Annotated in this window: 21 protein-coding genes and 1 tRNA gene; 16 read left to right on the top strand and 6 right to left on the bottom strand. The window is 70.4% G+C overall.

Going from position 1 to position 20,670, the window contains the following annotated elements:
- Positions 1-5: 5 nt before the first annotated feature.
- Both ACIRVH_RS39170 and ACIRVH_RS39165 read right to left on the bottom strand, forming a co-directional pair.
- Complete coding sequence (locus tag ACIRVH_RS39170; RefSeq protein WP_403964110.1) at positions 6-485, bottom strand: hypothetical protein; 480 nt, start codon at positions 483-485, stop codon at positions 6-8.
- A 442-nt stretch (positions 486-927) separates the two neighbouring features.
- Positions 928-1,254, bottom strand: a complete 327-nt coding sequence (locus tag ACIRVH_RS39165; protein ID WP_403964108.1) for a hypothetical protein — start codon at positions 1,252-1,254, stop codon at positions 928-930.
- A 275-nt stretch (positions 1,255-1,529) separates the two neighbouring features.
- On the opposite strand from ACIRVH_RS39165, the gene ACIRVH_RS39160 reads away from it, so the two are divergent.
- A complete protein-coding gene (locus tag ACIRVH_RS39160) occupies positions 1,530-3,224 on the top strand; it encodes a tetratricopeptide repeat protein (RefSeq protein WP_403964106.1) in 1,695 nt (564 codons plus the stop codon).
- Between the two features lie 88 nt (positions 3,225-3,312).
- Here ACIRVH_RS39160 and ACIRVH_RS39155 read toward each other — a convergent pair whose 3' ends face one another.
- Positions 3,313-4,086 carry a helix-turn-helix transcriptional regulator gene (locus ACIRVH_RS39155; RefSeq protein WP_403964104.1) on the bottom strand — a complete coding sequence of 258 codons (774 nt, stop codon included), beginning with the start codon at positions 4,084-4,086 and terminating at the stop codon, positions 3,313-3,315.
- Positions 4,087-4,207: 121 nt separating this feature from the next.
- On the opposite strand from ACIRVH_RS39155, the gene ACIRVH_RS39150 reads away from it, so the two are divergent.
- From ACIRVH_RS39150 to ACIRVH_RS39135, 4 genes are all read left to right on the top strand, one after another.
- On the top strand, positions 4,208-4,756 hold the full coding sequence (locus ACIRVH_RS39150; RefSeq protein ID WP_403964102.1) for a DUF2231 domain-containing protein: 549 nt from the start codon (positions 4,208-4,210) through the stop codon (positions 4,754-4,756).
- 74 nt (positions 4,757-4,830) lie between these two features.
- Positions 4,831-5,289, top strand: coding sequence for a hypothetical protein (locus ACIRVH_RS39145; protein WP_403964100.1), 459 nt, complete (start codon positions 4,831-4,833; stop codon positions 5,287-5,289).
- A gap of 264 nt (positions 5,290-5,553) precedes the next feature.
- Positions 5,554-6,297: a class I SAM-dependent methyltransferase gene (locus ACIRVH_RS39140; protein WP_403964097.1), complete on the top strand. Its 744-nt coding sequence runs from the start codon at positions 5,554-5,556 to the stop codon at positions 6,295-6,297.
- A gap of 54 nt (positions 6,298-6,351) precedes the next feature.
- On the top strand, positions 6,352-6,807 hold the full coding sequence (locus ACIRVH_RS39135; RefSeq protein WP_403964094.1) for a VOC family protein: 456 nt from the start codon (positions 6,352-6,354) through the stop codon (positions 6,805-6,807).
- Positions 6,808-6,834: 27 nt separating this feature from the next.
- On the opposite strand, the gene ACIRVH_RS39130 is transcribed toward ACIRVH_RS39135, so the two are convergent.
- Positions 6,835-7,017 (bottom strand): hypothetical protein, encoded by a 183-nt coding sequence (locus ACIRVH_RS39130; protein WP_403964210.1) that lies wholly within the window; start codon positions 7,015-7,017, stop codon positions 6,835-6,837.
- On the opposite strand from ACIRVH_RS39130, the gene ACIRVH_RS39125 reads away from it, so the two are divergent.
- The 4 genes from ACIRVH_RS39125 (at position 6,959) to ACIRVH_RS39110 (ending at position 9,286) form a co-directional block, all read left to right on the top strand.
- The gene (locus tag ACIRVH_RS39125) at positions 6,959-7,195 is read left to right on the top strand and encodes an LLM class flavin-dependent oxidoreductase (protein ID WP_403964091.1); all 237 of its coding nucleotides are present in this window, start codon (positions 6,959-6,961) and stop codon (positions 7,193-7,195) included. The genes ACIRVH_RS39130 and ACIRVH_RS39125 overlap by 59 nt on opposite strands.
- 223 nt (positions 7,196-7,418) lie before the next feature.
- Complete coding sequence (locus tag ACIRVH_RS39120) at positions 7,419-7,943, top strand: hypothetical protein (RefSeq protein WP_403964088.1); 525 nt, start codon at positions 7,419-7,421, stop codon at positions 7,941-7,943.
- A 191-nt stretch (positions 7,944-8,134) separates the two neighbouring features.
- Positions 8,135-8,626, top strand: a complete 492-nt coding sequence (locus ACIRVH_RS39115; protein WP_403964086.1) for a cupin domain-containing protein — start codon at positions 8,135-8,137, stop codon at positions 8,624-8,626.
- Positions 8,627-8,815: 189 nt separating this feature from the next.
- Positions 8,816-9,286, top strand: a complete 471-nt coding sequence (locus ACIRVH_RS39110; RefSeq protein WP_403964083.1) for a DUF4232 domain-containing protein — start codon at positions 8,816-8,818, stop codon at positions 9,284-9,286.
- A gap of 71 nt (positions 9,287-9,357) precedes the next feature.
- Here the strand turns inward: ACIRVH_RS39110 and ACIRVH_RS39105 are convergent, their stop codons facing one another.
- Positions 9,358-9,513 carry a hypothetical protein gene (locus tag ACIRVH_RS39105; protein WP_403964208.1) on the bottom strand — a complete coding sequence of 52 codons (156 nt, stop codon included), beginning with the start codon at positions 9,511-9,513 and terminating at the stop codon, positions 9,358-9,360.
- A gap of 247 nt (positions 9,514-9,760) precedes the next feature.
- Between ACIRVH_RS39105 and ACIRVH_RS39100 the strand changes: the two genes are divergently transcribed.
- A complete protein-coding gene (locus ACIRVH_RS39100; protein ID WP_403964080.1) occupies positions 9,761-10,900 on the top strand; it encodes a glutathione-independent formaldehyde dehydrogenase in 1,140 nt (379 codons plus the stop codon).
- Between the two features lie 108 nt (positions 10,901-11,008).
- Here ACIRVH_RS39100 and selD read toward each other — a convergent pair whose 3' ends face one another.
- Positions 11,009-12,028 carry a selenide, water dikinase SelD gene (selD, locus tag ACIRVH_RS39095; RefSeq protein ID WP_403964077.1) on the bottom strand — a complete coding sequence of 340 codons (1,020 nt, stop codon included), beginning with the start codon at positions 12,026-12,028 and terminating at the stop codon, positions 11,009-11,011.
- Between the two features lie 72 nt (positions 12,029-12,100).
- Between selD and ACIRVH_RS39090 the strand changes: the two genes are divergently transcribed.
- The 6 genes from ACIRVH_RS39090 to nrfD all read left to right on the top strand — a co-directional run bounded on the left by ACIRVH_RS39090 (position 12,101) and on the right by nrfD (position 20,599).
- A tRNA-Sec gene (locus ACIRVH_RS39090) sits at positions 12,101-12,195 on the top strand.
- A gap of 33 nt (positions 12,196-12,228) precedes the next feature.
- A complete protein-coding gene (selA, locus tag ACIRVH_RS39085; protein ID WP_403964074.1) occupies positions 12,229-13,581 on the top strand; it encodes an L-seryl-tRNA(Sec) selenium transferase in 1,353 nt (450 codons plus the stop codon).
- On the top strand, positions 13,572-15,374 hold the full coding sequence (locus tag ACIRVH_RS39080) for a SelB C-terminal domain-containing protein (protein WP_403964071.1): 1,803 nt from the start codon (positions 13,572-13,574) through the stop codon (positions 15,372-15,374). Before selA ends, ACIRVH_RS39080 begins: the two co-directional genes overlap by 10 nt.
- Before the next feature lie 79 nt (positions 15,375-15,453).
- A complete protein-coding gene (gene fdh, locus ACIRVH_RS39075; protein ID WP_403964068.1) occupies positions 15,454-18,741 on the top strand; it encodes a formate dehydrogenase in 3,288 nt (1,095 codons plus the stop codon).
- Positions 18,738-19,670: a 4Fe-4S dicluster domain-containing protein gene (locus ACIRVH_RS39070; RefSeq protein WP_403964065.1), complete on the top strand. Its 933-nt coding sequence runs from the start codon at positions 18,738-18,740 to the stop codon at positions 19,668-19,670. Before fdh ends, ACIRVH_RS39070 begins: the two co-directional genes overlap by 4 nt.
- The gene (gene nrfD / locus ACIRVH_RS39065; RefSeq protein WP_403964062.1) at positions 19,667-20,599 is read left to right on the top strand and encodes an NrfD/PsrC family molybdoenzyme membrane anchor subunit; all 933 of its coding nucleotides are present in this window, start codon (positions 19,667-19,669) and stop codon (positions 20,597-20,599) included. Before ACIRVH_RS39070 ends, nrfD begins: the two co-directional genes overlap by 4 nt.
- The last annotated feature ends 71 nt before the right edge of the window (positions 20,600-20,670 follow it).

Below are 20,670 nucleotides of genomic sequence, written 5' to 3'. Positions count from 1 at the left end.
ACGGCTCAGTACCAGAGCTGGTACTTGTTGTCGTTGTTCCAGCCGCCCGGGCCGAGGTAGACGCTCCTGCCGTTGCTGTCCAGCCAGCGACCGGTCTGCTTGTGCTGGAGCTTCCAGGAGGAGCCGGTCCAGCGCTCGTACCAGCGCTGCCAGTCGTTGTTCGGCTGGCAGGGCTCCATGTACACGTCGTCGTTGGAGTTGGCCGCCAGGCAGTAACCCCGCCAGGACTGGGCCTGCGGCTTCATCAGCCAGGTGTCGTCGTTGCTGTTGTACTGCTCGTACCAGCCATGGCCGACGTCGCACCCGTTCATGCCGACGTCGTACGGCTGGCCGGCGCCGTTGATGACGATGGCCAGGCAGTTGTTCGACGGCCGATGACGCCAGGTCACGTTGCCGTCGGCGGACGCGGTGCCCGCGCCGGCCAGCGTGAGCGCCGCAACCGCGACCGCGGTCGCAACTGCCTTGCGGGCATGCTTGATTGACATGGGTTCCCCCGGAGACTGGTGGTCGTTTCGGTGGCGAGCGTAATGGGCCGTTCACGCTCCGCAGGGTTCCCCGGGACTGTCCCGCACCGTCTCGGGACAGCGTGTCCCGCGGCACGGACCGTCCCGCGCCGCACCGCGGACCGTCCCGTCCCGTCCCGTCCCCGGATCGTCCCGCGTCGTCTCGGGACGGCACCTCCCGCGTCCCGGGACGCCCTGGGACGGAACCTCCTCGGCATGGCAGCGGTTGCTGTCGGGGACGCAACCGGGGGCGTTGTCGAGGCCGGCGATGTGGCCGGCGGCCAGGTGCGGGCGGATGTGTCGTTGCCGAAGCGGTTACGGCGCCCGAGGCCGAGGACTGAGTCGGGTGCGGGGCGGCGTACGGCTTCGAGTCACCGAGCGGGATCCAGCGGCCCGTCGTTGCCACCGGCCGCTCGGATCCTCCTCACGGCCGCGAACCCTGGCGGTGCATCGGTGGTCGATCGAGGACTTCGACGTACATGATCCGGCCGTCAACGACGTCCAGGCACAGCATGCCTCGCGAGGGCAGGAGCGGCACGCAGCGGTGGCCGGCGCCATAGGGCTTGCCCTTCGGATGAGGTGCGGTCCGGAAGCTCTGGCAGAACCCATCACCGCAGCCGCACTCTTCGACCAGACGAAGATCCCACGCGCAGACGGCCAGCTCGCGTTCTCCTTCGTTCTCCAGGAGAGCGATCACCTCTGCGACCAGATCCGGGAAGACTTCACGGACGAGGGGGTGGACCTGTTCCATGAACGGAGGGTGCCGGAGCCGTCAACCAGAGCGCCAGAGATTAATTGCGGGACAGTCCTTGGCCGGCTGCACGCGGCGGCACCCACCTGGTGTCAGTGCCCCCGCACGGCCCGCCGCCGGTGCCGGAATGCGCACTTCCACGCGGACGCCGCGTCCGGGTATTTTCTGCATGAATGGGCCGTATCACCGCCGTCCGTCGCTAGGGTCGTCGCACCAGCCACCGTCGTGCCGTCCCAGTGACCGGGACGGCTGGCCGACAGCCTTGAGGAGCCCGTATGCAGTACTACGACCTCGGCAGCCACGGCCGGCACGTGACAACGTCGTCCTCAGAGGCGCAGATGTGGTTCGACCGTGGGCTGAACTGGACGTACGCCTTCCATCACGAGGAGGCCGTCCGCTGTTTCGAGGCCGCCGCCGCGGCGGATCCCGACTGTGCCATGGCGGACTGGGGCGTGGCCTACGCGCTCGGCCCCAACTACAACAAGCCCTGGGAGTCCTTCGACGAGCAGGACCTCGGACAGAGCGTGGAGCGTGCGCACGCCGCCATACAGCGCGCCCACGCGAAGGCGGCAGGCGCCACCCCGGTCGAGCAGGCGCTCATCGACGCATTGCACGCTCGCTATCCACGGGCGCAGTCCCCCGACGCCGATGACTGTTCCGTGTGGAGCGCCGCCTACGCCGACTGCATGGGTTCCGTCCACCGACTGGCGCCCGACGATCTCGACGTGGCCACCCTGTACGCCGACGCGCTGATGAACCTCACGCCCTGGCAGCTGTGGGACATCCGCACGGGCAGGCCGGCCCCGGGTTCACGCACCACCGAGGCCAAGGCGGTACTCGATCGGGCGATGGCCACAGAGGCGGGCGCGTGGCACCCGGGCCTGCTTCACATGTACATCCATCTGATGGAGATGTCCCCGACCCCCGAGGCCGCTCTGTCGGTGGGTGACCGGCTGCGCGGCCTGGTGCCGGACGCGGGACATCTCCAGCACATGCCGTCCCACCTGGAAGTGCTCTGCGGCGACTATCGCCGGGTGATCGCCGACAACCACGCCGCGATCGCAGCCGACGAGAAGTTTCACGCCCGGGCCGGGGCGATGAACTTCTACACCCTGTACCGGTGTCACAACTACCACTTCAAGATCTACGGCGCGATGTTCCTCGGCCGTTTCCAGGACGCGATCGACACAGCGGACCGACTCGAAGCGGCCGTGCCCGAGGAACTGCTGCGTGTGGCCAGCCCGCCCATGGCGGACTGGCTGGAGGGCTTCCTCGCGATGCGGGTGCACGTGCTCATCCGCTTCGGCCGCTGGGAGGACATCCTGCGCCTTCCCATGCCCGCCGACGCCCAGCTGTACTGCGTGACCACGGCGATGCTGCGGTACGCGCGCGGAGTCGCACTCTCCGCCGCCGGCCGGGTCGACGAGGCCGACGTGGAACGTGAGCTCTTCCGCGAGGCGGTCACCCGGGTCCCGCAGACACGAACGCTGTTCAACAACACCTGCACGGACATCCTGGCGATCGCCGCGCAGATGCTGGACGGAGAGCTGGCCTACCGCAAGGGGAAGCACGAGACGGCATTCGCCGCACTCCGCCGCTCGATCGAACTGGACGACGGTCTTCCGTACGACGAGCCGTGGGGGTGGATGCAACCCACCCGGCACGCATACGGCGCGCTGCTTCTCGAACAGGGCCTGGTCGCGGATGCCGAGGCCGTCTACCGCGCCGACCTCGGACTCGACGACACGCTGCCGCGCCCGCTGCAGCACCCGGGCAACGTCTGGGCCCTGCACGGCCTCCACGAATGCCTCGTCCGGCTCGGCAAGGAGGGAGAAGCGCTGCTCGTGGCCCAGCAGCTGAAGATCGCCGCGGCGATGGCGGACGTGCCGATCGACGCGTCCTGCTTCTGCCGTCTGGAAACCACCGCGGGTTCGGCATCCGGGGACAGCTGCTGTACCGGGGAGCAGTGAGCGACAAAGACCGTGTTCCCGGCGCCGGCGCGGGCAATGTCGTGCAGCTGGGCGGCGGCCGGCGGGGCAGGCGGCCGGCGCCACGTCATCAGCCCTGAGCCGGCCGATCATCGGGATCGGTGTCGCTCGGCCCCAGTCGGACGCAGCATTCCCCGGACTCGGGGGCCAGGACGGCCTGGACCCCGTTGACCTGCAGGCCGTCGAGGTAGCCGCTGAGGAAGGCCTGGTTCATGCCGCACACCAGGTCAGTGGCCTTCGCGGCCAGCGGGTGGAAGGGGCAGTTGCGCAACCGGAGCCGGGTGGGGGTTTCCCGGACGGGCTCGTAGCCGTACCGCTCCAGCAGGCGCTCGCAGGCGGTCACCCCGCGCTCAGGGCCCAGGCGGCCCGGGCGGGTCTCGTCGCGGGCGGCCTCGCCCATCTGCCGACCGCGCTGCCCGGCGGTCCGTACGGCCGCCTGCGCGGCGTTCTCGCCCGCCTTCTCGGTCAGGACGGCGTCCAGGAGCAGGTCCGCCAGGAACTCGTGGCGCCGGTCGGGGATGCTCACGGTGATCTGTGCATCGGTGGGCTCGTACACCTTCGGCTGTCGCCCGACCTTGCGGATCCCGCCGGGCGTTTCGTAGCGGGCGCGCAGCAGGCCGGCGTCGACGAGTTTGTCGAGGTGGAAGGCGGCGAGTTTGCGGGAGATGCCGACGCTGGCGGCGGCCTCGTCGCGGGTGACGGCGCGGCGGGCACGCCGGATGAAGGTGAACATGCGCCGCCGTGAGTCCTCGCTCAGGACGCTGACGGAGTCGATCGCGGTGCCGGCCGCATGCGCGTCGGCGGTCTCGGCCGTGTCGGCCTGCGGAGTCGGGTCAGGAGCCACCTGACCACAGTAACGCCCACATGGGTGGGCACAAGAGCTGTTTTGACGCCCTGTACTGCGCATCTTGACGTCTCGCTGAGGTAAGACCAACAATTGTTGGTGAAACCAGTGGGAGGTTGCGATGGTCACTGAGACGCGGCTTCAGGCGAAGCGTCCGGTCAGCGCCTCGCTCGCCGGTCCGTACGGCCACCCGTTCCACCCGATCCTGGTGACGGTGCCGATCGGCGCCTGGGTGACCAGCCTGGTGTTCGACATCGCTTCCCATGTCGTGCACCGTCCCGGATTCCTGACCCAGGGCTCGGAGTGGTTGATCGCCGTCGGCGTGATCGGAGCCCTGCTGGCGGCCATGGTCGGATTCCTCGACCTGTTCGCGATTCCGACCGGCACTCCGGCCCATCGCACCGCCCTGGTCCACATGACGCTGAACCTGGCGGTGACCGCCGCCTACGCCGTCAACTTCCTGTGGCGCTACAGCACCTACGCCGACGGCGGGAGTGTCGGCGTCGGCAAGCTCATCCTGTCCGCACTCAGCATGGCGGCCCTGGGCGTCTCGGGTTTCCTGGGCGGCAAGCTCGCCTACCGCTATGGCGTACGGGTCGCCGACGAGAGCACCCAGGCCGAGGGATTCATGCCTGACCACAACGCGCGAAACGCAGGCTCCGGCATGTGACCGGCCCACGCACCGTCCACGGCCGCCGGTGTCGTCCGGCTGCCTTCGACACGGTCAACACCAGGGAGTTCCCCATGGACATCGCCGCACTGATCGCCTGGGTGGTCACCGCCCTCGGCGGGTTCTTCATGCTCGGCACCTGGATCCAACGGGGCGGAATCCAGCAGCAGCAATCCGGTACCAGTCATCTGCCGGCACCGGCCGTCTTCGGGCACTTCGCCCTGGCCGCGATCGGGCTGGTGGTGTGGATCATCTATGTCGTGGCCGACCAGACCGCCCTGGCCTGGACTGCGTTCGCTCTGCTGCTGCCGGTCGCCCTGCTGGGATTCGTGATGCTGGCCCGCTGGATCCCCGTCTACCGGGACCGCGCCGCCGCCGGGCCGACACCAGCTACCGCAGCGGCTCAGGGAGCGGAAGGAGCCGTTCCCGCCGAAGGGCACTTCCCGCTGCCGGTCGTGTTGGCCCACGGCCTGTTCGCCGTGACCACGCTCGTCCTGGTCCTGCTCACTGCCCTGGGCATCGGCGGCAGCTGACACCGAGCACTCGTGCGAGTGCGTTTGACGGTGCGGTCAGACCCGCTCCAGCAGCACCCACATCGGCTGCGTCCACTGCCCATCGGTGCGACGTGATGTTGGGTGATCGGAGGGTCACGCGACCAACTTCTTTGTGCCATCTGCCAGTACGGCGGCCGGACAAGGGCGGAGCAGACTCTCTGCCACGACCGCGGCCCGGCGAGCCTCCGTATCCGGAGGGCCGGCGTGGCCACGTACAGGACGAGTCACTGGAGGGGGCGGCACGTGAGCGTGCAGCAGTACGACGAGATCGGCGAGGCTTTCGAGGGGTTCAAGTCCCTGCCGCTGATGCGTTACGGGGAAGTGCCGAGCTTCCTGGGCATGGTCGGGGACGTGAGCGGCAAGTCGGTTCTCGACCTGGCGTGCGGCACCGGCTTCTACAGCAGGGAGTTCAAACGACGCGGCGCCACGGATGTCTTCGGTGTCGACATCTCCGTAGAGATGATCGCCGCCGCGCGGGAGAGCGAGCAGCGTGAACCGCTGGGTGTGCGCTACGAGATCGGTGACGTGGCCGAACTGCGGCCTCTCGAACGGCGCTTCGACATCGCCGTGGGTGTGCAGTGCCTCAACTATGCAGCGGACATGGCGGAGATGGAGCGCATGTGCCGCAACATCCACCGGAGTCTGGTGCCGGGTGGAGAGTTCTTCGTGTTCGCCCAGAAGCCCGACTACCGGTTCGACTGCCCGTCCCTGGACAAGTACGGGTTCCTCTGCGAGCCGACCGGCGAGGAGATCGAGACGGGTCCGCGGGTGCGGGTCACGGCTCTCCTCGATCCGCAGCCGATCAGCATCGTCTCCGCGGTCCCGCGCCGCGAGGTCTACGAGGAGTGTCTGCGGGCGGCCGGGTTCAGTGACATGAAGTGGGTTCCGCTGCAGCTGTCCGAAGCCGGCATCCGCGAGTTCGGCGAGGACTTCTGGGCGGACCTCCTCGCGCACCCACCGCTGGAGATGCTGCGCTGCCGCGCCTGACTCCGGGCAAGTGCCGTGGCCGATGTTGTCAGACCTGCATGCCATCCTCCGGGCATGGAGATGACACTGCAGCTGGTGATCGACTGTGCTGACCCGCAGAGGCTGGTGAGCTTCTGGGCCGAGGCTCTGGGGTACGTGCCGGAGCCTCCGCCGGGCGGGCACTCCACGTGGCGGGAGTATTGGGCGAGCACGGGGGTCCCTGAGGAGGAGTTGCCCGCCGGTGCCGGGGAGACGTCGGAGTCGATCATCGATCCTGCGGGGCAGGGGCCGCGGGTGTGGTTCCAGCAGGTCCCCGAGCCGAAGGTCACCAAGAACCGGCTGCACCTCGACTTGAAGGTGGGCGGAGGCCGCGAGGTCCCGTTGGCGGTCCGCGCTCAGCGGGTCACCGTCACGGTGGAGCGGCTCACCAAGGCCGGTGCCACCGTGCTGCGGATCACGGATGAGCCGGACATGGAGCACTACGCCGTCCTTCTGCAGGACCCCGAGGGCAACGAATTCTGCGTCGTCTAGAAGCCCGTCAGGCGGTGCCGGTCGCAGTCACTCGGTGATGACCGCGACCAGCACCGTCGCCTCGTAACGGACGGTGGGTTGGTCGTAGCGGGTCGCCGCGGCGTGGCGCTCGCGGTAGCCGGCCACTCCGCGTCCGGAGGGTTGGATCACCTTGGCGGCACTCGCGCAAGCAACACGACGGTTGCGGCTGGGCACACTGGTCACGGACATCCACTACCGGCACCCCGCGGTGCGCGCCAACATGGCCGCCACACTCGACGTCATCTCCGACGGCCGCCTGGAACTCGGTGTCGGCGCGGGGTGGAGCCGCTGGCGAACGAGCCGGCCAAGCTGTCCTGATCGGGACACTGCGCGTTCAGCGGGCGTTTACGCAGGTCACAGCGTGTAGTTGACGAGCCGTCACGCCGAGCGGACGGGCGCCGAAGTCTCCTCCCCGCGCTCGCCATCAAGGCCGCGTCAAGACTTCACCCCTTACCGCCCTCGGCCGGATAAACGTTCATTCAAGGGAGCCCTCGGTCGGGCAAAGAGGTCTACTCGCATAGATGATCCCGGTGCTGTCATGCTCACGATCGCCCGGAATCCTGCCGGGCACCACACCGGGAGACCCCCACATGTCCCGAATACCGCGCGCCCTGGTGACCACCCTCTCCACCCTCGGCCTCGCCGCCGCGGGCCTCACCGTCACCACCGGCTCCGCCCACGCCGCGGGCTGCAGCCAGGCCTACCTCCCCCTGCCCGACCCGGCCTGTACGCCCGGCGACCTCAACCCGGACGTCACCCAGGACACCATCGACTCGACCATCTGTGTCTCCGGCTGGACCGCGACCGTACGGCCCTCCACCTCGTACACCAACGCGCTCAAGAAGAAGCAGATCGCCGAGTACGGCTACGCCGACACCAGCCTCTCGGACTACGAGGAGGACCACTTCGTCCCGCTCGAACTCGGCGGCGCGCCCAAGAGCGAGGAAAACCTCTGGCCCGAGCCGCACTCCGGCGACGCCACCTCCGCCCAGAAGGACAGCGTCGAGAACAAGCTGAAGAAGGCCGTCTGCGCCGGTGAGGTCAACCTCGACGACGCGCAGAACGCCATCATGACCGACTGGACGACCGCGCTCTCCAGCCTCGGCCTGGGCTGAGCCGTCGCGCCCCGTAGGGGGCCGGCCGTCTCCCCGGGAGCAGCCGGCCCCCTACCGCTCCTGACGCGGAGGCAGATCAGGTACCTCAGCGGGCACGGTGTGCCAGGACGTCGCGCATGACCCCCTCGGGGCGGCTGTTGTCGTACCAGAGCGTGATTCGGGAGCAGTGACCCCTGGGCCACAATGCCCCCATGACCGATGATCAGTCCCGGATTCCCGCCCGTCCGCTGCTGCGTAGCCCCGAGGACGGTGAACTCATAGACGTCGCCGGTGTCGCACACTTCTTCCGGCTCACCGGCGAGCACACGGGCGGGCACTTCGCCTTCGAGGAGTTCAGCCTCGCCCCTGGCACGATCGGTGCCAGGCCGCACGTACATGAAGGCCACGACGAGTACTTCTACGTCCTCGAGGGCGAGTTGACGCTCCACACCGGGGACGGCGAGGTGACCGCCGGTCCTGGACATCTACTGGCCGCGACCCGCGGCACCCCGCACGGCTTCCGCAATGCAGGGTCGGTCCTCGCTCGCGCCCTGTGCCTCTACACCCCTGCCGGCTACGAAAACTACTTCCGTGACGTCCACACCGCCGTGAGCGCCGGGGCCGAAGCGACCGATGAGCTGCTGGCCGAGTTCCGCAGCCGTTACCGGACCAGCGCCTACCAGGATTCCGTGAACAAGCCCTGAAGCCTGCCTCTTTGACGCGGCGCCCGCACGACGACCGAGCACGGTCGGCGCCGCCCGGTCCGCCGGAACCTCCGGGAGAGAAGCTGCATCTACCTGTCCGCAGAGGCAGGGGGCCTCTTCACGGGGGATGTTTTGAGAGCGCAGCAAAAAGCAACGGTCCTGATACTCAGCCTGGCGGCGCTGCTGGGGTTGACCGCCTACCTTTGGGTTCACCCCCGCCCCGCCGCCTGCGGATCACCGCAGCTGCGCTGGAAATGGACACGCCCGGCCGACAAGTCGGCCGGCGCGCCGGCGGCCATGCTCAGCGCCAGGAACAGAAGTGCAAAGCCCTGCGCTTTCGACGGCTACCCGCAGATACACGTCTGGGTCGGCAAGGCGCAGGACGTGGAGTCGGAGCCCAGGAACGAAGCCATACCGGTCCGGCTGGTGCTGAACCCGGGCCAGTCGGTCGACTTCCCGCTCTTCTACCAAGCGCACGACGTCCCGCGCGGGAGCTGCTGGATCGCGGGGAACTACAACGCCTCCAGCGACGTGGCGGCGCCCCACCCGGCCGAGCACGACTACGGCTCCTTCGTGCACGTGACCGATGCGGAGGGACGCCGGCTGCCGACCCAGGTGTGCAGCGACACACTCCGGGTGGGCCCACCCCACCTGCGTTAGACGGCCCTGTCCGCGAGCACGCCTCGGCCAGGGGTTCGGTCTCAGGGCTCCACGACCGAGCCTGCGACCGGTCAGCTGTCGGGGACGCCCTCGGAGAGTCCCTCGGCGAACTCCCACCAGGCGAGGGGGAGCCAGTCGCCGTCCACGAAGGCGTCGACGGACGAACCTCGGCCGGTGATGGCCACGGGCGTTCCCGGCGGGTACATGGTGCCGGAGATGCCAGGCACAGGGACGATCAAGGTCCCGAAACGCTGATTCACTTTCCTCGTCCTCCCATTCGGCGCAAGGTTGAAATCGGAATTTAATTGACAATAGCTGGCCTGTTTCATGTTCCTCTACAGGGGGACCATGAGAGTTGGGTCACGTGAGGCGAACGGCCGCGACCTTCCTACTGCCCGTTCGCACCAGGCTACGTTCGGTTGACGGCCGTTTGACCTCCGGCAGCGATCAAGCACCGCTCAGTGGAGGTGTCATATGAAGGCTGTCGTCTACAAGGGACCGTTCGAGGTAGCGGTGGAAGAGGTCCAGAAGCCTCGACTCCAGCACCCGAACGAGGTGATCGTGCGGGTGACGTCCACCGCCATATGCGGCTCTGACCTGCACATGTATGAGGGCCGCACCGCCGCCGAACCGGGCATCGTCTTCGGCCACGAGAACATGGGCATCGTCGAGGAGCTCGGTGAGGGGATCACCTCTCTGAAGAAGGGCGACCGCGTGGTCATGCCCTTCAATGTCGCCTGCGGTTTCTGCAAGAACTGTGTGGCCGACTACACCGGATTCTGTCTCACCGTGAATCCGGGCTTCGCCGGTGGCGCATACGGCTATGTGGCCATGGGGCCGTGGACCGGGGGCCAGGCCGAATACCTGCGCGTACCGTACGCCGACTTCAACTGCCTGAAGTTGCCGGAAGGCGCCGAGAACGAGAGCGATTTCATTCTGCTCGCCGACATCTTCCCGACCGGCTATCACGGCAACGAACTCGCCCAGGTCTCCCCGGGTGAGAGTGTCGTGGTGTACGGCGGCGGGCCCGTCGGACTCATGGCCGCCTACTCGGCCATGATCCGCGGTGCGTCGAGGGTGTTCGTCGTCGACCGGGTGCTCGAGCGACTGCAGAAGGCCGAGGAGATCGGCGCGATCCCGATCAACTTCGCCGAAGGCAACCCGGTCGAGCAGATCAAGGAGCAGACGAACGGCGAAGGCACGGACAAGGGCATAGACGCGGTCGGCTACCAGGCCATGGCCAGGGGCGAGAACCGCGAGGAGCCCGCAGCCGTGCTGAACTCGATCATCGAGACCGTCCGGCCGACCGGAGCGCTGGGCATACCGGGCCTCTACGTGCCGGCCGACCCGGGAGGACCGGACGAGCAGGCCAAGAAGGGCCGGCTCATGGTCTCGATCGGCAAGCTCTTCGAGAAGGGGCTGCGTCTGGGCACCGGGCAGTGCAACGTGAAGCGCTACAACCGGCAACTGCGCGACCTCATCATCTCGGGGCGCGCCCGGCCGAGCTTCGTCGTCTCCCATGAGCTGCCTCTGGCCGAGGCGCCCACGGCGTACGAGAAGTTCGACAAGCGCATAGAGGGCTACACCAAGGTGGTTCTGCACCCAGGGCAGTAGCTCTTCCGTGGCGGCGTCCGCCGGCCGGGGCAAGGCCCGGGTCGGCGGGCGCCGCTGTGCCACGCCTGCGCGAACGCATCGACACGGCCGTCGTCGATACGGCCGGGTTCAGCGGATCACCAGGACGTGATCGCCGCGCGGCAGCAGCTCGCCCACGACGGGCGCGCCGGGGATTTCGCCGGCCACCAGCAGGCCGCCGGAGGTCTGTGCGTCGGCCAGGAGCAGCGCCTCGTCCTCGCTCACCGCCGACAGGTCGGTGTGCGGGCGTACCCATGCGAGATTGCGTCTGGTGCCGCCGCTGACGTGTCCCTCGCGCAGCGCCTGCCGGGCGCCGTCGAGGTAGGGCACGGCGTTCGCGTCGATCAGTGCCGTGACCCCGCTCGCCCGGGCGAGCTTGTAGGCGTGGCCGAGCAGCCCGAACCCGGTGACGTCCGTCGCGCAGGTGAGCCCGGCGGCCAGTGCCGCTTCGGCCGCCTCGCGGTTGAGCCGCGTCATGGCCTCGATCGCGTGCGGGAACACCTCGCCGGTGGCCTTGTGCCTGCTGTTCAGCACGCCGATGCCGAGCGGCTTGGTCAGGGACAGCGGCACACCCGGCTTGCCCGCGTCGCTGCGCAGCAGGCGGTCCGGGTCGACCAGGCCGGTGACCGCCATGCCGTACTTGGGCTCGGGGTCGTCCACGCTGTGGCCGCCGGCGACGTGGCAGCCGGCGGCCGCGGCCATGTCCAGGCCGCCGCGCAGCACCTCGCGAGCCAGGTCGAGCGGGAGGACACCTCGTGGCCAGGCCAGCAGGTTCACCGCGAGGAGGGGTCGGCCGCCCGTGGCGTACACGTCCGACAGCGCGTTCGCGGCCGCGATGCGGCCCCAGTCGTAGGGATCGTCGACCACGGGCGTGAAGAAGTCGGTGGTGGCCAGCACCGCCGTGCCGTCCGGCAGCCGCACGACGGAGGCGTCGTCGCCGTCGTCCAGCCCTACGAGCAGTTCGCCCTCGGGGTCACGGACCGGTACGGCGGCCCCCAGGCCCCGCAGTACTTCCTCCAGCTCGCCCGGAGGGATCTTGCAGGCACATCCGCCGCCGTGCGCGTACTGGGTGAGGCGGACGGATGCGCTGGGCGCCGTCGGTGAGGTCATGCGGATCATGATTCCGGATGCGTTCCGTTAGCGCCCGTATACGGCCTTTGCGAAGATGGCCGCGTGGCGCGGGGAGGCGTGTCCGGCCTGGTGACCGGCCCGGTCTTCAAAACCGTTGAACGGCAGGAGCTGCCGTTGGCGGGTTCGATTCCCGTCCGCCTCCGCCACGCAGGAGGGCCAAGGTGAGCGGAAGGGGTGCCATGAGCGATCCGCGCCGTCGCATCCCCGGCACCGACGCCGTGCTGGCCGAGCCGCGCATCGCGACCGCCGTCCGGACGCTGGGACGCCCTCTGGTGAAGGCGGCTGTCGCGGAGGCCCAGCGACGCGCGCGGGCCGGCGAGATCGCTCCCGAGGACGTCGTGGACGCGGCGGTCGGTCAGCTGCCCGAGCGGGCCTGCGGCCTGCGGCCGGTGATCAACGCCACCGGGGTGCTGGTGCACACCAATCTCGGCCGCGCGCCGCTGTCGGTTGCCGCCCGGGACGCCGTGATGGCCGCATCGGGATGCACGGACGTCGAGTTCGACCTTGCCGAAGGCCGCCGGGCTCGCCGCGGACGCGGGGCGCTCGCCGCGCTGGCGGAGGCCGTACCCGATGCCGGAGCGGTGCACGTGGTGAACAACAACGCGGCCGCGCTGCTGCTGTGCGCCCTGGTGATGGCTCAGGGACGGGAGATCGTCATCAGCCGGGGCGAGCTGGTCGAGATCGGCGACGGGTTCCGCATTCCGGAGCTGCTCGCCTCCACCGGTGCGCGGCTGCGCGAGGTCGGCACCACCAACCGCACCCATGCGCGGGACTACGCCGAGGCCATCGGCCCCGAAACCGGCTTCCTGCTCAAGGTGCACGCGTCCAACTTCCACATCAGCGGTTTCACCGCGGCGGCGGAGGTGGCCGAGCTGGCGGCGCTGGGACCGCCGGTGGTGGTGGACATCGGATCCGGTCTGCTCGGCCCGCACCCGCTGCTCCCCCGGGAGCCGGACGCCACCACCACGCTGCGTGCCGGGGCAGCACTGGTCACGGCCAGCGGGGACAAGCTGCTCGGCGGGCCGCAGGCCGGGCTGCTGCTCGGTGAAGCGGTGCTGGTCGAACGCCTGCGCCGGCACCCCGCGGCCCGCGCCCTGCGGGTGGACAAGCTGACCCTGGCCGCGCTGGAAGCGACCCTGCGCGGTCCGGAGCCGCCCGTACGGGCCGCGCTGGCCGCGGACGAGACCGCCCTGCGCGAGCGCGCCGACCGGCTGGTCGAACGGCTGCGGGCCGAGGGAGTACCGGCGGAAGTGCTGCGTACGGAGGCGGCCGTGGGCGGTGGTGGCGCGCCCGGGGTGACCCTGCCGAGCGTGGCCGTCGGCCTCCCCTCACCGTACGGCCCGTTGCTGCGCACCGGCGTGGTCCCCGTGATCGGCCGGGTGGAGCGTGGACGGTGCCTGCTGGATCTGCGCACGGTCGGGGCCGAGGAGGAGCAGGCGGTGCTGGAGGCCGTACTCGCCGCACGGCGGTCGCACACGAGCGGTGGACGCCCGGACGGAGACGACCACGGAAGTGAGCGGCCGTGCACGTGATCGCAACCGCCGGTCATGTCGATCACGGCAAGTCGACGCTGGTGAGGCTGCTCACCGGGATGGAGCCGGACCGCTGGGAGCAGGAGCGCCGGCGCGGGCTGACCATCGACCTGGGCTTCGCCTGGACGACCCTCCCCGGCGGTCCGGAGGTGGCGTTCGTCGACGTGCCGGGCCACGAGCGGTTCGTGCCCAACATGCTCGCCGGTATCGGCCCGGTCCCCGCCGTGCTGTTCGTGGTGGCCGCCGACGAGGGCTGGATGCCGCAGTCGGCCGAGCATCTGCAGGCACTGGACGCGCTGGGCGTACGGCATGCGCTGCTCGCCGTCACGCGCTGCGACCTGGCCGACCCGGAACCGGCCCGGCGACAGGCGCTGGCCCGCCTGGCGGCGACCGGCCTGGGACCCGTCGACTCGGTGGCGGTGAGCGGGCGCACCGGCGAGGGCCTGGACCGGCTGCACGACGGGCTGAAGCGGCTGGTGGGAGCCCTGCCACCCGCCGATCCGGACGCCGACGTGCGGTTGTGGGTGGACCGCTCGTTCAGCGTCGTCGGCGCCGGCACGGTGGTCACCGGAACGCTGACGGCCGGCACCCTGCGCAGGGATGCGGAGCTTCAGCTGGCGGCCACCGGGGCGGTGGTGCGGGTACGCGGCCTGCAGACGCTGGGCCGGGACACGCCCGAGGTCCCCGCCGTGGCCCGCGTGGCAGTCAATCTGCGCGGCGTCGAGCACCGGGCGATCGGGCGCGGCGACGCGCTCCTCACTCCGGACCGGTGGCTGACGACCGCCGAGGTCGACGTCGCGCTGCGCGGCGCCGACGGCAGCGGGGGTGACGCCGGCGAGCGCCGTGACCTCCCTCGCGAGCTCGTGCTGCACGTGGGATCCGCCTCCGTCACCGCCCGGGTCCGGCCGCTGGGGGCTGGCAGCGCCCGGCTGCGGCTGGCCCGGCCCCTGCCGCTGCGCGTCGGAGACCGCGCCCTGCTGCGCGATCCCGGCCGGCACCGTATCGCCGCCGCTGTCGACGTACTCGACGTGACGCCGCCCGAGCTGAGCCGGCGCGGTGCCGCACGGTTGCGAGCCGTGGAGCTGACCGCTCTGGCCGATGCTCCACCGCGGACGGTGGCCGAGGCGATGCTGCGTCGGCAGCGCTTCGCGACCGCGGGCGAGCTGCACGCCGTGGGGCTGCCCGTGGTGGGCGAGCCGGTGGGTGACGGCCTGTGGGTGCATCCGGCCGTGTGGCGCGAGTCGGTCGTCTCCCTGCGCGCCCTGGTCGACGAGTGGCGCGACGAGCATCCGCTGGAGTCCGGCATGCCCGTGGACGCGGTACGACGGCGGCTGCGGCTGCCCAGCGCCGGTGTCGTGGAACGGCTTGCCGCTGCGGCGTCGCTGCCGGTGGTGGAGGGGCGGGTGTGCGCGCCGGGCAGCCTTGCCGTGCTTCCCGAATCTGTCGAGGCGGCGGTGGCCGCGCTGACCGCCGAGTTGCGCGCTGACCCGTTCGCGGCGCCGGACGCCGCCAGGATGGCCGAACTGCGGCTAGGGGCACGGGAGTTGGCTGCTGCGGTGCGCGTCGGACGGCTGCTGAAGGTGGCCGACGGTGTCTTCCTGCTTCCCGACTGCGACGTGCGGGCAGTCGAAGTGCTCGCGGGACTGCCCCAGCCGTTCACCCTCAGTCAGGCGCGGCAGGCGTTGCGCACCACGCGGCGGGTCGCGGTGCCCCTGCTGGAGCTGCTGGATCGCCGGGGTGTCACCGAGCGGCTGCCGGACAGCACTCATCGTGTGCGCACCGGGTCGGCCTGATCGGTGTTCGACATGCCCCTCGCGGGTCCCGGCGTTACGTTGGCTGCGACGGCGCAAGGGCACGAGGCGGGAGATCGCCATGGGCCTGTGGCAGTGGATCGACGGCTGGCCGGTGTACCGGCAGCTCACCGGTGACGATGCGCTGGGCCGGGGAAGCGCGGCGCGCTCGCGCGGCACCGAGCGGCTGTCCGCCCGTACCGAGCGGGCCGACAGGGTCGTACGGTCCGTGTGCCCGTACTGCGCCGTGGGCTGCGGGCAGAAGGTCTACGTCAAGGACGAGAAGGTCATCCAGATCGAGGGCGACCCGGACTCCCCCATCTCACGCGGCAGGCTGTGCCCGAAGGGCTCGGCGAGCAAGCAGTTGGTGACCGGTCCCGGCCGGATCAGCGCCGTCCTGCACCGGGCGCCGTACGGCACGGGGTGGGAGCGGATCCCGCTCGACCGGGCGATGGACATGATCGCCGACCGGGTCGTCGAAACGCGACGGCAGACCTGGCAGGACACGCATCACGGAGTTCCGGTCCGGCGCACGCTCGGCATCGCCTCGCTCGGCGGAGCGACGCTGGACAACGAAGAGAACTACCTGATGAAGAAGCTCTACACGGCTCTGGGCGCGATCCAGATCGAGAACCAGGCGCGGATTTGACACTCCGCCACGGTTCCCGGTCTGGGGACCTCGTTCGGCCGTGGCGGAGCCACGACGTTCCAGCAGGATCTGGCCGAGGCCGACTGCATCGTCATCCAGGGCTCGAACATGGCCGAGTGCCATCCGGTCGGCTTCCAGTGGGTGGTGGAGGCCAGGGAACGGGGTGCCACGATCATCCATGTCGACCCCCGCTTCACCCGCACCAGCGCGCTCGCGGACGTCCACGTGCCGCTGCGGGCCGGGACGGACATCGCCTTCCTCGGCGCCCTGATCAACCATGTGCTCAGCAACGACAAGGACTTCCGCGAGTACGTGGTCGCCTACACCAACGCGCCGGCGATCCTGCGCGAGGACTTCGCCGACACCGAGGACCTGGACGGGCTGTTCTCCGGCTTCGACCCGGAGAGCGGGCACTACGAGACGACCAGCTGGATGTACGAGGGAGCGCAGGCCTCGGCCGCGGCCGGTGATCGGGACCGGTGGCCGGCATCGGGCGACGAGGGCGAACAGGGCGCGGCTGCCCGGCAGCACGGAGGCAGGAAGCTGCGCGAGAGCGGCCGCGCGCATTCGTACGGCTCGGGCGGTCCCGCCCTGGGCGGGGAGCCGGCCATGGACCCGACGCTGCAACACCCGCGCTGCGTGTACCAGGTGCTCAAGCGGCACTTCGCCCGCTACACGCCGGAGTTGGTCGAGGACGTGTGCGGTGTCCCCCGCGAGCTGTTCGCCCGGGTGGCCGACGCGATCACCGCCAACTCCGGGCGCGAGCGCACCACGGCGCTGTGCTACTCCGTCGGCTGGACCCAGCACACGGTCGGGGTGCAGTACATCCGTACCGCGGCCATCCTGCAGGCGCTGCTGGGCAACATCGGACGGCCGGGAGGCGGCATCCTGGCTCTGCGCGGGCACGCCAGCATCCAGGGCTCCACGGACGTCCCCACCCTGTTCGACCTGCTGCCCGGCTACATCCCCATGCCGCACGCCCACCAGCACCAGAACCTGGACGCGTTCGTGGCCGCGGACGCCGGCACGACCGGCTTCTGGGGCAACATGCGTGCGTACGTGGTGAGTCTGCTGAAGGCTTGGTGGGGGGACGCGGCCACCGAGGAGAACGACTACCGCTTCGACTGGCTGCCCCGGCTGACCGGCGACCACGGCACCTACCGGACGGTGCTGAACCAGCTCTCGGGCGAGTGCAAGGGGTACTTCCTCGTCGGCGAGAACCCGGCGGTCGGTTCGGCCAACAGCAAGCTGCAGCGCCTCGGCCTGGCGAACCTGGACTGGCTGGTGGTGCGGGACCTGCGTCTGATCGAGAGCGCGACCTTCTGGCAGGACGGGCCGGAGATCGAGACCGGTGAGCTGCGCACCGACGAGATCCCGACGGAGGTGTTCTTCCTGCCGGCCGCGGCGCACACGGAGAAGGACGGCAGCTTCACCAACACCCAGCGGCTGCTGCAGTGGCACCACACGGCGGTCGCCCCGCCCGGGGACGCCCGTAGCGACCTGTGGTTCTACCACCACCTCGGGCGGATCATCAGGGAGAAGCTCGCCGGCTCCACCGAGCCGCGCGACCGCCCGCTGCTCGACCTCACCTGGGACTACCCGACGTCGGGCCCGCTGGCCGAGCCGAGCGCCGACGCCGTACTCGCCGAGATCAACGGGTACGGGCAGAGCGGGCAGCCCCTGTCGTCGTACACCCAGCTGCGGGACGACGGCTCCACCGCCTGCGGCGTCTGGATCTACTGCGGGGTCCACGCCGACGGACACAACCACGCGGCGAACCGCCGGCCGCACGAGGAACAGAGCCGGGTCGCCCCCGACTGGGGCTGGGCTTGGCCTGCCAACCGCCGCATCCTCTACAACCGGGCGTCGGCCGACCCCGAGGGAAGGCCGTGGAGCGAGCGCAAGCGGTACGTGTGGTGGGACGCCGAGCAGGGCCGGTGGACCGGCGACGACGTCCCGGACTTCGAGGCGGACAAGCCGCCCGACTACCGGCCGCCGTCGGATGCGACGGCACAGGACGCCCTGGCCGGCACCGACCCGTTCATCATGCAGAGCGACGGCCGCGCCTGGCTGTTCGCGCCGGCCGGACTGACCGACGGCCCACTGCCCGCGCACTACGAGCCGTACGAGTCGCCGGTGGACAACCCGCTGTACGGACAGCAGACGAACCCGGCGCTGGAGGCCTACGACCACCCGGCCAACCGGTACCACCGGGCCGGCAGCGAGGTGTACCCGTACGCGTTCACCACCTACCGGCTCACCGAGCACCACACGGCCGGCGGCATGAGCCGTACGCTGCCCTATCTGTCCGAGCTGCAACCGGAGTTCTTCTGCGAGGTCTCCCCCGAACTCGCCGCGGAGCGCGGCCTGGCACACCTGGGCTGGGCGACCATCACCACGGCCCGTACGGCGGTCGAGGCGAGAGTGCTGGTGACCGACCGCATCAAACCGCTGCGGGTGCGGGGCCGCACCATCCACCAGGTGGGACTGCCGTACCACTGGGGTCCGAACGGTCTGTCGACGGGGGACGCGGCGAACGAGCTGCTGTCCGTCGTCCTCGACCCGAACGTACGCATCCAGGAGTCCAAGGCGGCGACCTGTGACATCCGGCCCGGCAGACGTCCACGGGGCCCCGCGCTGCCGGCTCACGTCGCGGCCTACCGACGGCGCGCCGGCCTCCCCGAGGACACCCCGCCGGGCGCAGGAGAGGGGTACCAATGAGTTCCGACCGCAACAGGCTGTCCGGGCCGCTTGCCGACCCCGCCGCGGACGCCGGTTACCCGGGCACCCACCCGCCCCGGATGGGCTTCTTCACGGACACCTCCGTCTGCATCGGCTGCAAGGCGTGTCAGGTGGCGTGCAAGGAGTGGAACCTCGTTCCGGCCGAGACCGAGGAACTCGACCTGCTGGGGCAGTCGTTCGACAACACGGGCACACTGAGCGCCGACAACTGGCGGCACGTGGCGTTCGTCGAGCAGAAGGTGGCACCGGACCGGCCGCCGGTCGACCTGGGCATGCCGGCCGTCGGACCACCGCCCGAGCACGACGCCGGTCCCGGGGACGGCCAGGTGCGCTGGCTGATGTCCAGTGACGTGTGCAAGCACTGCACCCACGCCGCCTGCCTGGACGTCTGCCCGACCGGGTCGTTGTTCCGCACCGAGTTCGGGACCGTGGTGGTGCAGGAGGACATCTGCAACGGCTGCGGATACTGCGTGCCGGCGTGCCCGTACGGCGTGATCGACATCCGCCCGGGCGACGGCCGGGCCTTCAAGTGCACGCTGTGCTACGACCGTTTGGGGGCGGGCCGGGAACCGGCCTGCGCGCAGGCGTGTCCGACGGACTCCATCCAGTTCGGCCCACTGGAGGAACTGCGCGAGCGGGCCGACCGGCGGGTGACCGAGCTGCACGAGCGCGGGGTGGACCAGGCGAGGCTGTACGGCCGGGAGCCGGAGGACGGCGTCGGTGGTGACGGCGCGTTCTTCCTTCTCCTCGACGAGCCCGAGGTGTACGGACTGCCACCGGACCCGGTGGTCACCACCCGTGACCTGCCGTCGATGTGGCGGCACGCGGCGACGGCCGCGGTCGGTGTGGCAGTGAGTGTGGCGCTGTCCTTTCTGGGGCGGGGGATGTCGGAGAGGACGCGGCCGTGACGGGGCGCGGTGAGCGGGAACGGCCCATGGTTCCGCGCGCGGAGTTCCGGTCGTACTACGGCCGGCCGATCCTCAAGCGCCCCACCTGGAAGGTGCCGGACGTGCCGGGGTATCTCTTCCTCGGCGGCACCGCCGGCGCCTCGGCGACGATGGCCGCGGTGGCCGAGCTGACCGGGCGCCGGGAGCTGGCCGGGGCGGGTCGTAAGGTCGCTGCTGTCGCATCGGTGGCGAGCGTCGCCGCCCTGGTCCATGATCTCGGCCGTCCCGAGCGCTTCACGCACATGCTGCGCGTCCTCAAGCCCACCTCGCCGCTGTCGGTGGGCTCCTGGATCCTCGCGCCGTTCTCCACGCTCGCCACTGCCGCGGCCGCCTCGCAGGCCACCGGACGGCTGCCCAGGCTCGGCCGCGTCGCCGGACTCGGATCCGCCGTGCTGGGGCCGGCGATGTGCACGTACACCGCGGTCCTGCTCTCCGACACCGCGATTCCGGCATGGCACGAGGCGTATCCGGAGCTGCCGTACGTCTTCGCGGGCAGCGCACTGACCAGCGCCGCGGGTGCGGCACTGCTCTTCACACCGGGCGCGGACCACGGTCCGCCGATCCGGATGGGCCTGCTCGGCGCGAGCATGGAACTCGCTGCGATGCGCCGTATCGAGCGACGGCTCGGGCTGGTCGGTGAGCCCTACGTCACGGGGCGGCCCGGGCGGCTGCTGACGGTGAGCAAGGCGCTGGTCGTGGCCGGAGCCGGCCTGTCGCTCCTCGCCGGGCGTCGGGCGGCTCCGCTGCCGGCCGGAGGGGCGTACCTGGCAGCGGGACTGTGCACCCGGTTCGGCATCTTCGCGGCGGGTATCGCGTCCGCTCAGGACCCGGGGTACGTGGTGACTCCGCAGCGGCAGCGCCTCGGGGCGGAGGGTCTGGATGCCACCTAGCCAGCAGAGGCGCTCAGGGGTGCCCGGAGTCCTGCTGTTGCGGGCCGGGGCCCTCACCCCCACAACCGGCC

Source organism: Streptomyces sp. NPDC101165 (genome assembly GCF_044768135.1).
In the GTDB taxonomy this organism is placed as follows: domain Bacteria; phylum Actinomycetota; class Actinomycetes; order Streptomycetales; family Streptomycetaceae; genus Streptomyces.
Note: the sequence above shows the minus strand (reverse complement) of the source record. Positions and strands in the feature narration are given on the sequence as shown.

Bases quoted from the DNA above. Each gene is read 5' to 3' on its own strand.
- ACIRVH_RS39170 (WP_403964110.1), bottom strand. From the start codon at position 485: ATGTCAATCAAGCATGCCCGCAAGGCAGTTGCGACCGCGGTCGCGGTT.
- ACIRVH_RS39165 (WP_403964108.1), bottom strand. From the start codon at position 1,254: ATGGAACAGGTCCACCCCCTCGTCCGTGAAGTCTTCCCGGATCTGGTC.
- ACIRVH_RS39160 (WP_403964106.1), top strand. From the start codon at position 1,530: ATGCAGTACTACGACCTCGGCAGCCACGGCCGGCACGTGACAACGTCG.
- ACIRVH_RS39150 (WP_403964102.1), top strand. From the start codon at position 4,208: ATGGTCACTGAGACGCGGCTTCAGGCGAAGCGTCCGGTCAGCGCCTCG.
- ACIRVH_RS39145 (WP_403964100.1), top strand. From the start codon at position 4,831: ATGGACATCGCCGCACTGATCGCCTGGGTGGTCACCGCCCTCGGCGGG.
- ACIRVH_RS39135 (WP_403964094.1), top strand. From the start codon at position 6,352: ATGGAGATGACACTGCAGCTGGTGATCGACTGTGCTGACCCGCAGAGG.
- ACIRVH_RS39130 (WP_403964210.1), bottom strand. From the start codon at position 7,017: ATGTCCGTGACCAGTGTGCCCAGCCGCAACCGTCGTGTTGCTTGCGCG.
- ACIRVH_RS39120 (WP_403964088.1), top strand. From the start codon at position 7,419: ATGTCCCGAATACCGCGCGCCCTGGTGACCACCCTCTCCACCCTCGGC.
- ACIRVH_RS39115 (WP_403964086.1), top strand. From the start codon at position 8,135: ATGACCGATGATCAGTCCCGGATTCCCGCCCGTCCGCTGCTGCGTAGC.
- ACIRVH_RS39100 (WP_403964080.1), top strand. From the start codon at position 9,761: ATGAAGGCTGTCGTCTACAAGGGACCGTTCGAGGTAGCGGTGGAAGAG.
- selD (WP_403964077.1), bottom strand. From the start codon at position 12,028: ATGACCTCACCGACGGCGCCCAGCGCATCCGTCCGCCTCACCCAGTAC.
- selA (WP_403964074.1), top strand. From the start codon at position 12,229: ATGAGCGATCCGCGCCGTCGCATCCCCGGCACCGACGCCGTGCTGGCC.
- ACIRVH_RS39070 (WP_403964065.1), top strand. From the start codon at position 18,738: ATGAGTTCCGACCGCAACAGGCTGTCCGGGCCGCTTGCCGACCCCGCC.